General features: G+C 47.7%; 8 protein-coding genes. 3 read left to right on the top strand and 5 right to left on the bottom strand.

Annotation, left to right across the window (positions count from 1 at the left end; genetic code table 11):
- Window positions 1–329 precede the first annotated feature (329 nt).
- Window positions 330–1007: a ComF family protein gene (locus AC5JL3_RS03295; RefSeq protein ID WP_496073126.1), complete on the top strand. Its 678-nt coding sequence runs from the start codon at window positions 330–332 to the stop codon at window positions 1005–1007.
- Between the two features lie 127 nt (window positions 1008–1134).
- Here the strand turns inward: AC5JL3_RS03295 and rfaE1 are convergent, their stop codons facing one another.
- From rfaE1 to AC5JL3_RS03310, 3 genes are all read right to left on the bottom strand, one after another.
- On the bottom strand, window positions 1135–2175 hold the full coding sequence (gene rfaE1, locus AC5JL3_RS03300) for a D-glycero-beta-D-manno-heptose-7-phosphate kinase (RefSeq protein WP_496073127.1): 1041 nt from the start codon (window positions 2173–2175) through the stop codon (window positions 1135–1137).
- Between the two features lie 151 nt (window positions 2176–2326).
- Window positions 2327–3763, bottom strand: coding sequence for an energy transducer TonB (locus tag AC5JL3_RS03305; RefSeq protein ID WP_496073128.1), 1437 nt, complete (start codon window positions 3761–3763; stop codon window positions 2327–2329).
- A gap of 217 nt (window positions 3764–3980) precedes the next feature.
- Window positions 3981–4709 carry a precorrin-2 C(20)-methyltransferase gene (locus AC5JL3_RS03310; RefSeq protein WP_496073129.1) on the bottom strand — a complete coding sequence of 243 codons (729 nt, stop codon included), beginning with the start codon at window positions 4707–4709 and terminating at the stop codon, window positions 3981–3983.
- A 61-nt stretch (window positions 4710–4770) separates the two neighbouring features.
- Between AC5JL3_RS03310 and AC5JL3_RS03315 the strand changes: the two genes are divergently transcribed.
- The gene (locus AC5JL3_RS03315; protein ID WP_496073130.1) at window positions 4771–5472 is read left to right on the top strand and encodes an esterase/lipase family protein; all 702 of its coding nucleotides are present in this window, start codon (window positions 4771–4773) and stop codon (window positions 5470–5472) included.
- A gap of 450 nt (window positions 5473–5922) precedes the next feature.
- Here the strand turns inward: AC5JL3_RS03315 and AC5JL3_RS03320 are convergent, their stop codons facing one another.
- Complete coding sequence (locus AC5JL3_RS03320) at window positions 5923–7863, bottom strand: cation:proton antiporter (protein ID WP_496073131.1); 1941 nt, start codon at window positions 7861–7863, stop codon at window positions 5923–5925.
- Window positions 7864–8542: 679 nt separating this feature from the next.
- On the opposite strand from AC5JL3_RS03320, the gene AC5JL3_RS03325 reads away from it, so the two are divergent.
- The gene (locus AC5JL3_RS03325) at window positions 8543–10159 is read left to right on the top strand and encodes an ArnT family glycosyltransferase (protein WP_496073132.1); all 1617 of its coding nucleotides are present in this window, start codon (window positions 8543–8545) and stop codon (window positions 10157–10159) included.
- A gap of 218 nt (window positions 10160–10377) precedes the next feature.
- Here AC5JL3_RS03325 and AC5JL3_RS03330 read toward each other — a convergent pair whose 3' ends face one another.
- On the bottom strand, window positions 10378–12402 hold the full coding sequence (locus AC5JL3_RS03330; RefSeq protein WP_496073206.1) for an ABC1 kinase family protein: 2025 nt from the start codon (window positions 12400–12402) through the stop codon (window positions 10378–10380).
- Window positions 12403–12486: the final 84 nt, after the last annotated feature.

Here is a 12486-nt window from a genome sequence, read left to right on the forward strand (position 1 = left end):
AATTTTATCATTGTCTTCTTTTTGTTTGTTTACATCTCAAATGAAAATTCTATATATAGCAGTCAAGCTGATAGTTCAGGCAAGACCCAGAGTGTCTAAATCGTCGCAAAGCTAGCCATACCAATACTTTTGGAAGTTGCGCGAATCTAAAAATGAGGCGAGAGACTTCAAACCCTTGTCTAATCAAGAATACCGTCCTAAATTGCAGTGTGCGATGAAAAACACCCACCCACTCGCGCACCCAACTGTGAAGTCGCCAGGAAAAATTGCGATCGCTCATCCCTTGCCATCCGTTAAATTAAAGTTGGCTAACCTCCAACCAAAGAATTATGGCAACTGGAATTCAGAAACTCAAAAATGGTCTACTGGCTCTTTTTCTGAAGTCCAATTGTCCCCTATGCGATCGCCCCGCAGACATCGAAGTGTGTGAATACTGTCAGCGGCAATTGCTACGCTGTCAGCTTAAAACACCAAGCAACTTGTGGCAAGGTGAATTACCAGTCTTTGTCTGGGGAAGTTATAGCGGTACCTTGAAACAAGCGATCGCTTCCCTAAAATACAACAACCAACCTCAACTAGCACGTCCATTAGGTCACTGGCTAGGGCAAGCATGGCTCAAATCACCCGCCGCTACCCAGGTAAAAAAGTTGACAGTAGTTCCAATTCCCCTGCACCCAACCAAGCTACAACAACGCGGCTACAACCAAGCAGAACTGGTTGCCCAAAGCTTTTGCCAATTCACTGGTTACAAAGAGCAACCACAGGGTTTAGAACGAGTTCGTTCCACCGAGGCGCAGTTTGGTTTATCTGTCAAAGAGCGAGAGCAAAACCTTGCGGATGCCTTTGTAATTGATAAACGCTTAGCCCAACATCCACCAAGCGCACCTGTACTATTAGTCGATGATATCTACACGACAGGAGCAACCGTCTGCTCAGCCGCTCAAGCCTTCCGAAAAGCAGGAATACCTGTATATGGAGTAGTTGCGATCGCAACCTCCAAAAAATAATACGTCCTGACCAAGTTAAGCCAAATGGCACTGAGTTAAGGGATATGAAGGATATAGGGGAGTACTTTCTTCCCCACCTTCCCCATCTCTCCTGAAGTTTCAACAGGCAATTTAGATGTGTGACAGCTTACTCCCCCTTCCCCTCAAACTCTTCCAGCAACGTCTGCAACGCCGTTTTCATCTCATCAATACTTGTTGTTGCTGTACCAAATTGACGTACAACAATACTTGCCGCTAAATTGCCCAAAACTGCCGCTTCCCAAAACGACGCTCCCATGCACAAACTCAAGGTCAGCGCTGCCACAACAGTATCTCCAGCACCCGTAACATCAAAAACATCAGTACGATTGAACGCTGGAATGTGATGCTCAGCACCACTGCGGTCAAATAGACTCATTCCCTCATCGCCACGAGTAATTAGAATTTGTTGAGCCTGCGTCAGTGCTAATAAATCTTGACCCGCTTTTGTAAGAGTTTGAGGATTTTTAATCGCATATCCTACGGCTTGCTCCGCCTCCGGTAGATTTGGCGTAAATACCCCAGCAGTGCGATAGCGTCCCAAATTCTTTTGAGCATCGACCACTGTCAGAGGGTGTGACAACGCCGCTTCTATGACTGGTGCGGTGAGGACACCATCCCCATAATCAGAACAAACCACCGCATCGACTGTATCCAACTGCTGTCGAATCTCATCCGCTAGCTGTAACTGCACATCTGAGTCTGGCAAATCATCCGATTTCCGATCTACCCGCACAATCTGCTGAGTTACTGACTGACGTGCATGACCAGCAATTCGAGTTTTAGTTACCGTTGGTCGGTCTGGGTCAATTAAGATTGCCCTAGTATCAATGCCAGCCACTTCAAAAATTTGCCGCAGAACTTCGCCTTGGCTATCCTTCCCAACCAATCCGGCAACTTTCACCTTCGCGCCTAGCTTCGCAAGGTTATAGACAGCATTTGCTCCACCCCCAGGCGTTTGTCTAGTGGTTTCATGGCGGATAATTAACACAGGAGCCTCTCTGGAAATGCGCTCGACTTGACCTGTTAGAAATTCATCGAGAGTCAAGTCACCAACAACCAACACCCGTGCTTGGGAAAAGCGATCGAGTAACCCAAATAAACGCTCCGCTGAGGCAACTAGCTGATTTGTGAAAGAAGATTCAGGCATAGACTAAGGATAGACAAGAGAAGCAAAACACCAAGGCTCCATTATCCAATCTTGTGAGCTAGGTGTCTCGTCTACCAATGAGCCGGAGCAGGCTTCTCGACTGACTTCTCTCATTGGTAATTAGAGGTTTTTCAGTTGGAAGTTCCTAATCTCACTCGTCAGGTGAGTTTTCGGGTCTAGGTGAGTTTTGAGGCTCAGGGGAATTCTGTCGCTCATTTGGGTTTTCGGGTCTAGGTGAGTTTTGAGGCTCAGGGGAATTCTGTCGCTCATTTGAGTTTTCGGGCTTAGGTGAGTTTTGAGGCTCAGGGGAATTTTGCCGCTCATTTGAGTTTTCGGGTCTAGGTGAGTTTTGAGGCTCAGGGGAATTCTGCCGCTCATTTGAACGTTCAGTAGACCTCAAAGCTGGGCAAATTTCTTTGCTGTATTCAAAGCTGGTATACACCTGGTAAAGCTTTGGCGCACCCGTTACATTTCTGAAACTGCGGGAACTAATTTCCTGGCTAGCTTGCTGATTGAAAATCTGGTAACCTGCACTCCGAATTAAGTCTATCTGTGCTGTTTTCCCACTAGCATCTACCAAAACATTATGGACAGCCGTGCCTTCTAGCTGCTTCAAGCAGGCGGCTTTGGGATAAGTCCCCTCGCGACGTTGGATTTCCGGCTCTGCCTGCTGCACCTTTGCCCGTGAAGCAACATCATTTCTCATGGCTTCAGCCGACGTGGTATTACTACTGTCCGGTCTGAGGCTCTGCTGGATCTGCCGAATGTCTTGCACCCGCTGGGCGATTAGTGTTTGCGTCCGTGATGTTCCAGGTGTTTGTGTTGCTGGAGTGTTGGAAGGTGCTGGTGGTGTAGGGCCATTAGCCGCCACAGTTGTTTGCGTTGGGCTAGTGGGTGTTGAAGACGGTTGGGGTATAGGTTGTTGAGAGGTGGGCGGTTGAGGTGGTGGTGGCGTGGGTGTAGTCGGCAGGAACACTGGTGGTGTAGCCGTTGTTGTATCAGGAAAACTTGGGAATGGTGGTAGGGGAGCAGCAGGAAGACCACCGGGCAATGAGCGTGGTTGGATAGGAGTTACTGGCAGTGACGTGGCTCGGTTAGTCCTAGTCCATATAGGACTATTACGAACAGGAAACTTTATGCGGCTTGGCTGTCGGCTGAATGATGGTAGCGGTGAAAAAGAAAACCTATTGCTTGTTGATGAGCGGGAGGTTGACCGTGGGGAGGTTGAGGGTAAAGAGCTTAGCGGGAAGTTGTAGAGAGACGAATCTTTAGGAAGAGGTGGTAAGGAAGATAGAGTTGGCGGTAAGGATTCTAGCGGTTGGATTTGAGTAGAAACCGCTGGTGGTAGCGGAGGTGGCGAAAGCTGGGGTAAACGACTCTGTTCTTGTGGGCTTAATTGCGTCAGTTGAACAGTTCGTCGTGACGGTGACTTTTCACGGGAGAAACTCGGTAAATAAGGAAGTGATAGTCCCACTACTACATGGATACCGATAGATGCCATCACAGCAATACTCGTCGGTTGACTCAGTTTTTCAGGGACGCTTTTTATTAGGTTAGGGAAGCTTTTAGTAAAGGAAGCGTAAGACATAGCAAGTACAGTTCACTCCGCTGCATCAAGAGCAGACTATTAGGTTCAGACAGTTTAAAGATGTATCAGCTTGGATCGCCAGTTGATTTTTAATGATAGACGAGAGTTCTTTTAAAACAGGAGAGTTAAGTTGACAGTTTTTGAGTTGGTCGCATAAAGCTGGCAGACTCAGACTGAAGTCTCAGAAGTTCCGTCAAATCACTTGGCTTGATTTAATTTAACGATCGCCTTGGGCAATTTTTACAATAAGCAGGGAAAAATAAGGCAGTTTTAGGGTAGGGCGATCGCGTAAATCTTGATAAATCACTTGCTCTGGTCGTGTAGCTCGCTCCACAATAAACGCAGTTTCCAGCAACCCATGCCGATGTAGCACCTTCCAAACCTCTTCATAGACCGAACTCACCTTCATGAGTACCACAACATCTGCCCAAGCCAAAATTGTTTCCAGTTCCCCCACATTATAGAGAGCCGGAAGCACCACGAGACGTTGGTCACGCACCGTCAAGGGCATTTTTAACGCTGATGCGGCTGCCATCGGAGAACAGACTCCTGGTACTGTCTGGACATTACACTCAGGATATAACTGTTGTAGTGTCTCGGCTAAGTAAGTAAATGTGCTGTAAAAACTGACATCCCCTTCACAGACAAACGCCACATCTTGACCGCGCTGAAGATGTTGCCAAACTTGCTCGGCTGCGACTTGCCATGCTTGAGTCAGTAGGGCAATATCCTGCACATAAGGAAAGCTCAATGCCAACTGCACCTGCTCTTTCCCCAACCATTCTTCCACAATCTGCTGCGCTATACCTGGTTTACCATGAACTCCAGCCGGAAAAGCTACTACAGGTGATTGCTTCAGGAGACGCAGCCCTTTGAGGGTAATCAATTCAGAGTCACCTGGCCCAACACTAATACCGTAGAGGGTGCCAACTTGCGCGATCGTCACTTTATAAATTTGGTTTAATAATTAGCAGCTTCGGACTGTCAATCCAGAATCTAAATCCAAAATGCCATTGCCGACTGTCATTCTACCAGGCTATTTTGCAGGGGCGATTGAGTATCGTCTCTTAGAACAATCTCTACAAAAATTAGGGTTCCCTACTGTTACCGTACCCTTACGGCAGCAGGATTGGTTTCCAACGGTCGGGGGTCGCTCAATGGTACCAATTTTGCGGAAAATTGACCAAACCGTCAAGCAACTGCGTGAGCAATACAACGCTCCTAAGGTCAACCTAATTGGTCACTCAGCAGGTGGCTGGATTGCGCGGATTTACCTAGGAGAAAAGCCCTACGACATCCACAACGATGTTACAGAGTCAGCAGGTTTATGGCACGCTTACCCTTACGTGACAACGCTGGTAACCTTAGGAACACCCCATATTAGTCAAGAGCGTTGGACAAAACGCAATCTAGATTTTGTGAAAATCAATTATCCAGGTGCTTTTTACCCAGATGTTCGCTACGTTTGTGTCGCAGGTAAGGCAATCTATGGTGAACGACGCTTAGGACGTTGGTTAGCTTACAGCAGTTATAAGCTCACTTGCGGAAACGGTAACTGTTGGGGAGATGGGATAACGCCGATTGAAGCCGCTCATTTGGTTGGGGCAACGAATCTCACCCTGGACGGAGTGCTGCATTCACCTAGAAGAGCAGGCATTTGGTATGGTTCACCTGAAGCAATGGAGGCTTGGGTGCGTTATTTAGCATGACGTAGGGGAAGTAGAGGAAGCAGGGGAAGATTCTACGGGGATAGTGATTTCTGCTCTATCACACCAATTCCCAATTCCAAATTCCCACTCCCTCTAATTACCTACGCTTCAAGGGCAATGCCATGCTGGGATTCTGATTGCTTTTTATTATGAGCCGACGGCGGGCGGTGCTTACAATTCTTTAAGAGCGATCGCGCTTGCCGTTATCCATCTTGGTGGACTACTGCTGCAAGAATGGGAAGCCAAGCCTCTCCAAAGTAGACTTAGCAGAAATCTTTTCAGTTTCCGAAGTGTCCGAACCAGAAAAATCAGTTGTAACTAGGAGTTCGGGTAGGTAAGTTTAGCCTCAAACCGTCTCCAAATTTTCTACCGTCCTCTCATTCTGAATATTGCCTGTATTCAGGGTAGACTTCGGCTCAAATACATGAGCCAGAGCTACATCTAGATGGGTTAACTCGGAGTAGGTGGCTGCAACACTTCCTCAATAGCCGTTGCTGAGACAGGCGCAGAAATAGGCACCTCCTCCACTTCCGGTAGCCTCTCTAATGCCAATCGAGATGAAGGACTCGCACCGGATAAGCGCTTTAGGAGTTTTGGTCTAGGATCGTGCAGCAGGTAGATAATTTGGTCTCCCGGCTGCCAATCCTCAGAGGCGGATACAATCTGAAAATTAGCCTCTCGTTCCACCAGTAAGGGCAGAAGTTCTCCAGAGCGAATTAAGGCTTTTAAATGCGCCCGTTGAAAGGCAAATTCTGGTTCTTTGAGTGCCGTTTTGCCTAGCTTCACTTGCCCCTCATTGAGGTACTGGTTCCAGGATTTGATCGGGAGTTGGGGAACAAAAGCCTGATTAACTTTAGTTTTGTTGTTCGTTGGATTTGCTTGGGGGTCACGAGAAAACACGGCTAAAACTCGTGGTGGCTGAAACTCTTCAACTGCTCGTTGAGCTAAAACCAGGTTCACTTCACCATTATTGGTCATTGCCAAGAACGTTCCCATAGAGTCAAGCCCTGCCTCTTCGAGAACGTCGATATCTAAACCACTACTTTGGAACACGCGCAAATTTTCTTGCTCCGCTTTTTCGCACGCTTCCGGATCAGTGTCGATGAGTACCACAGATTCTCCTCGCTCCTGAAACAGACGGCCAATCAGACGACTTAAGGGATTACAACCGATAATAACGGCACCCGTGGCTCCAGCGCTCCGATTAATTTGTAACCAGTTGGCAACCCAGCGAGCGGTTAGTCCTTGCAAAAAAACGGTCAGCATAATGGTCAGGAAAACCAGCGCCTTAATCGAGTCTCCCCCATTAATCCCCCGTTCAGTGAGGAGAATGGCAAACAAGGAAGCAACAGAAGCGCTGACAATTCCTTTAGGGGCAACCCAGGACAAAAACAACTTCTGTCGCCAATTCAGCCCACTGTTCCAGGTACATAAGGCAATACTGATGGGACGCACCACAAACATCAGCACTAAAACTGTGAAAAGGCTACCCCAGCCCAAGGCAAAGATACTGGCAATTGACAAGTCTGCTGAGAGCAGAATGAACAACACTGAGACACCAAGGACTGTTAATTGCCCTTTGAAGCGCCGTAGCAAGCGTTCTTCAGGTAGGGCAGAGGAGCCAACAACAAGCCCCGCAATAACTGTTGCCATCAGTCCAGATTCGCTACGAATCATTTGCGCCAAGCCAAACAAACCCCATAGTCCTGCCAGCACGACCAGGTTTTTGAGTTCTTCTGAAATAAAGTCGGCACGTTTGAGAATCAAGCCCAGTAACCAACCACCAACGGCACCAATTGCCCCACCAATACCAAGGCGGAGAGTTAGACCAATAATGGAATCTGAAAGACTAACATGGCTGTTCACAATCGTATCAAGCACGACAACAGCAAGAATCGCCCCTACTGGGTCAACTAAAACGCCTTCTCCTTCCAAAATCGTTGCCACCTGCCGATCAACTTGCACCTGTTTTAGCAGAGGACCAATGACAGTTGGACCGGTGACAACGACTAACGCTGCATAAAGAAAGGCAATTGGCCAAGGAAATTCACCCAACCAGTGGGCTGCCATCCCACCCCCTAGCAGCGTAATCAGCGTGCCTAGGGTAACCAAGTTCCTGAGACTACCAGAAACTTTCCCTAATTCTCGCAGTTCTAGGTTTAGCCCTCCTTCAAACAAAATGACGGCAACAGAGAGGGCAACAATCACTTCCAGTCCGACTCCCAGTGCCTGGGGGTGCAATAAACCAAAGCCATCGGGTCCCAAGAGTATCCCAAATATTAGCAGGAAGACGATACTGGGAACTTTGAAGTATTCAGCGATTACCTGGGCACTAATCCCGGCGAGGACGGTGATGACCATCTGTAGGGTTAATTCAAATGATCCTTCCATATGCGTAAGTGTCGCAGGTGATCCACTCAGGTCTAGAGGCTTGATGTTCTGTGTTTAGGAACCTGAGGGGGTTGTTAAGCAAGTTGAACGAAGGCAAATAATCTGTTAACTCGAAACGTGTGAGATGCTTCATAGATAGCGTAAATCTTTCAAGACTTCCAGGTATTGATACCACCAGGTGGAGAAACTAGCGTTAGTACATTACTAGTCATGTCTGGTAGGAGTTCAAGCTTAATAAGCCTGAAAGTAACCCTGCATCTGTTAATAAACTAGCTTGGTTCATTGTGATGATCTACAAAAAAAATTTCAAAATAAAATTTTGAAAACGAAATTAAATCATGAATCATGCTGGGTATTTTAGCATCTGGGTTTCAACCAGCCCCTCAAAAGAGGTGTTAGCTGGTAGAACTCGCTAAGAACAGGAAAATTGGCTTGTGTGTAATTGATGTAATTGGTAGTTCACAATTTCCAGGAAACACTAAGAAGAATGCGAAAGCTGCATAATTACCCCGTAATCGGGACTCGACCGCACCTTAGTCAATGAATTTCTCATACATAATTGGAAAGTCACCTTTGAAAAGCGTACCGCTGCTGCGAACAACTTTAAAGATGAGTAGCAGATCGGATTAGCACGCTGTTGTGAACTGGCAACGAGCAACAATCGGAATTGTTGGTAAAGATGGAACGTCAAACTTTTACCTGGGGACTCTCAGGGAGTAAAATTCGCAGAACGGAACGTTGGATTGAGGGGCTGTGGCTGTTGGGATTACTTCTGGCAGCGTTGCTCTTGTTTAGTGTTAATTTAGCTACTGTACCATTGCAAGATTGGCGCGAAGGAACAATTGCGCTGGTTGCTCGTGAAATTGCTACGGTATCGATGGAGTCTTGGCAATGGCTTTATCCAAAGCTTGATGGTAAACCTTATCTAGAAGAGGCACCCTTGCTCCCTTCTTTGATTGCTGGGGCATACAAGCTTGGTGGTTTTAATGAGTGGACGACACGCTTACCTGGGGCGATTCTGAGCGCTTTTTCAGTACCACTCCTGTATAGTATTGGTCGAGAACTCTTCCCCTCGCGTCAGAGCGCAATTTTTTCTGGTTTAATTTATCTCACCTTCTTACCACTGGCTTGTACTGGGCGCTTTGCGATCGCAGATGGAACAGCCCTGTGTTTTGTACTGTTGATGATGTGGTGCATTTTGCGATCGCGTCGTGACTTTCGCACTTCACTCGGCGCGGGTATTGGCTTAAGCTTAATTTGCTTTACCAAAGGAATCTTACTTGGGCTTTTAATCCTTGCGATCGCACTCTTGTTTCTTTGTTGGGATACTCCTAGACTGCTTAAGTCGGGTTATTGGTGGTTGGGCTTGCTCCTTGGCAGTGTACCTGTAGCAGCTTGGTATGCGGGGGGACTGCTGCAATACGGAGAGAGTTTTCTGACGATAGGCATTGACAGCCAATCTCTACAGCGCCTTTTGTCACCTATAGAGGGGCAAAGTAGCGCTCCCTGGTACGACTTAGGGGAAACTTTACTATTCTCCGCCCCATGGTTACTGTTTTGGCCTTATGGGTTACGGTTGGCTTGGGAACATCGCAATTGGGGCTGGGCAAAACTGGTGCTGATTTGGACTAGTGTTTATGTTTTTGCGATCACACTAACGTTGATTAAACTGCCCTGGTATAGTTTACCGATTTACCCGGCATTAGCCCTAGCTGGTGGCGCTCAACTGGCTGAAGTCTGGAATTGGCCAAGTCGCAAATCATATCCCCGAATATGGAGTTTGGGCTTGATGCTCTTGGCTCTTGGTGCGGTCGGAATTAGTATTTACTTTGGGATTCGGGGAAGTAGCGATCGCTCTTTAGCCGTCATTTTTGCCTCACTAGCCTTGACAATGGCAATGGCGGCAGTCTTAGTAGCACGACGTGACCTGCAATTTATATTAATTTTGTTCTGGGGCACGTATATCTCGCTGCTGCTTTTTATGACTTCTCCCTATTGGGTGTGGCAATTAAAAGCTGCCTATCCGGTTACAGATATTGGGGCAATACTCAGGCTTCGCACACCTGAGAGTCAGCTCATTTATGCATCCTTCCCTTCAGAACGTCCTGCACTCAAATTTTATAGCGATCGCCAAGTTATTCCTGCCTCCAATTCTGAACTCAAACAGCATTGGGAGCAAGATAAACAACCCTATTTATTACTGGACATCAATACTTTCAACCAGTTGGATTTAGAGCCAGGTCAAAAAATTGCTACTGCGATCGGTTGGGTCTTGATTACTAAAGATAGCAATTAACAAGAGCCGACGAGAAATCCCTATTAGTCATGAAGGCGGGTTTATCGAAGCGTCGCGAGTTTAGCAACAACGGCACGCTTTGGGGATGATAGTCGGAGAAACCTCCGTCCCTCCGGCTTCCCCCTTGAAGCCAGAAACCGCCTACGCCGTAAGGCACTGGCGGTAGTTCATCCTTCAATCCCCACTAACCCTAGTCTCCTGCCCTTACAGCTAGATTCCTAAATCACAGCCGCAGGCGGCAAAATTAACTTCGGGGCTGGGGCAGTCTTCGGCTTGCTACCATTTTTTGCAGCATCTTGAGCGGCATCCTTGAGTAAAGCCTCGCGAATCATCCGCGCAATCACTCGTTGCGCTAAACCACCCGCAATTTTTTGCCCCATCCGCTGAGTTTCTGGCTTCATTAGCAGTTGAGGAATTACGGGTACTAGCTGCATCGGGTCAAAGCCAGGAGTTTCTTTCAAAATCTCCCAAATCCGCTTGATATGCTCCGCACTCTGCGCTTCCTCTACAGTTGTCACGGTTGTACGCTTCTGTGCCAATCCCAAACGTTCACGTAGGGAGTAGGAAACATTATCCAATGTCCGACGCCCGTAGGTATCGATCGCCTTCACAACTTCCTCCACCAACTGCTCTCGGATAAACGCACCGCGTTCAGAGAAGAGAAACTCTAGCGTCTGATTCAGTACTTGATTGAGGTCGTAATCGGAACTGCTGCCAGCATTCCGTAACAAATTCTCTAGACGGTTCCAGCGGAAACGACCATCTTTAAAGAGCAAGTCCTTCAATGAAGCACGTAATTGTGGTGAAGGGTCAGTCAACAGGCGTTTAGCCACGTAGGGATAAGCTTTCGAGAGTACCTTGAATTCCGGATCGACATTAATTGCAATCCCTTCTAAGGTGACCAAGGAACGAATAATCAGTGCATAGTAGGCAGGGACTCGGAAGGGATACTCGTACATCAACGCCGACAACTGGTCAGTAATGCTCTTAAAGTTGAGTTCCGCAACACTTGCTCCCAAAGCATCACTAAAGACATTTGCCAGGGCGGGAATGATTGGTGTCAAATCGGTATCTGGGGTTAGAAATTCCAGATTCACGTAGTCGCGTGCCAAGCCGGCAAAGTCACGATTGACTAAATGGACAACCGCCTCAATCAAACCGTAGCGTTGGTATGGCTTAACTTCGCTCATCATGCCAAAGTCAAGGTAAGCTAGCTTCCCCTCAGGTGTTGCCAGTAGATTACCAGGATGAGGATCAGCGTGGAAGAATCCATGTTCTAACAACTGCCGCAAGGAACACTGCACCCCCATATTGATTAGATGCCTTGCATCAATCCCTTGCTCCTTAATTGCTACCATATTGGTCAGCTTTACGCCCGTTATCCACTCCATTGTCAGGACACGCCGTCCTGTATATTCCCAGTAGATTCGCGGCACGTAAATATCTTCGAGGTGACCGTAAAGCTTGGAAAAACGCTCAGCATTACGTCCTTCTAGGGTGTAGTCCATTTCTTCAAAGATGCGGGTGGCAAATTCATCCATAATTGCCACCAAGTCGCTACGCACCTGCTTGAAGTTCTTTTGTACCCAAATAGCTAGGCTACGCAGGATGTAGACATCTAGGGCGATACGACGAGCAAGTCCTGGTCGTTGCACCTTTACGGCTACTGTTTCACCTGTCTTGAGCTTGCCTTTATAGACTTGTCCAAGCGAAGCGGCAGCTACAGGTTGAGGGGTAAGTTCAGCATAAATCTGATCAGGGCGACCGCCTAATTCTTCTTCTATAAATTGGTACGCCAGTTCATTGGGAAAGGGTGGCAATTGATCTTGTAGCAGTGTCAACTCTTCCAAGAAGACGGTTGGGACTAAGTCCGGTCGTGTTGAGAGTGCCTGACCGACTTTAATGTAAGCGGGCCCCAATTTGGTTAAGATTTTCCGTAGTTGAATCGCTCGATGCCGCTGATTTCGCTCAGTGCGACCTAAAACGCCATCCAGCCATAGATTCAGGGCAAAGCCAATTGATGGTAAGACAATGTTGAGAAAGCGCCCTAAGACTTGGAACGGTGCCTTACGGTACTTCGCCATAATTGCGACAGGGTCATAACGCAGTACTTCTGTCTGCAAGACAGGTACTGTCTCCACTGACGCTTCGGCTGGCACCGATGTCGGGCTTAACTCATACTCAACGGCGATCGCATCTGGCACAACGCTCCCGTTAACTGGGAGCTTTGCTTCATACGTCATCGATTCTGCTTGCCTTTGCACCTGGCTCGACTCTTCCACCACGGCTCTTGAGTCTATTTCAGGGGAGGCAGGGGAAACTGTTTT

The organism is Symplocastrum torsivum, assembly GCF_059505465.1.

What these genes read in the sequence shown, in the direction of transcription:
- AC5JL3_RS03295 (WP_496073126.1), top strand. Translation starts at nt 330, where the DNA reads ATGGCAACTGGAATTCAGAAACTCAAAAATGGTCTACTGGCTCTTTTT.
- rfaE1 (WP_496073127.1), bottom strand. Translation starts at nt 2,175, where the DNA reads ATGCCTGAATCTTCTTTCACAAATCAGCTAGTTGCCTCAGCGGAGCGT.
- AC5JL3_RS03305 (WP_496073128.1), bottom strand. Translation starts at nt 3,763, where the DNA reads ATGTCTTACGCTTCCTTTACTAAAAGCTTCCCTAACCTAATAAAAAGC.
- AC5JL3_RS03315 (WP_496073130.1), top strand. Translation starts at nt 4,771, where the DNA reads ATGCCATTGCCGACTGTCATTCTACCAGGCTATTTTGCAGGGGCGATT.
- AC5JL3_RS03320 (WP_496073131.1), bottom strand. Translation starts at nt 7,863, where the DNA reads ATGGAAGGATCATTTGAATTAACCCTACAGATGGTCATCACCGTCCTC.
- AC5JL3_RS03325 (WP_496073132.1), top strand. Translation starts at nt 8,543, where the DNA reads ATGGAACGTCAAACTTTTACCTGGGGACTCTCAGGGAGTAAAATTCGC.
- AC5JL3_RS03330 (WP_496073206.1), bottom strand. Translation starts at nt 12,402, where the DNA reads ATGACGTATGAAGCAAAGCTCCCAGTTAACGGGAGCGTTGTGCCAGAT.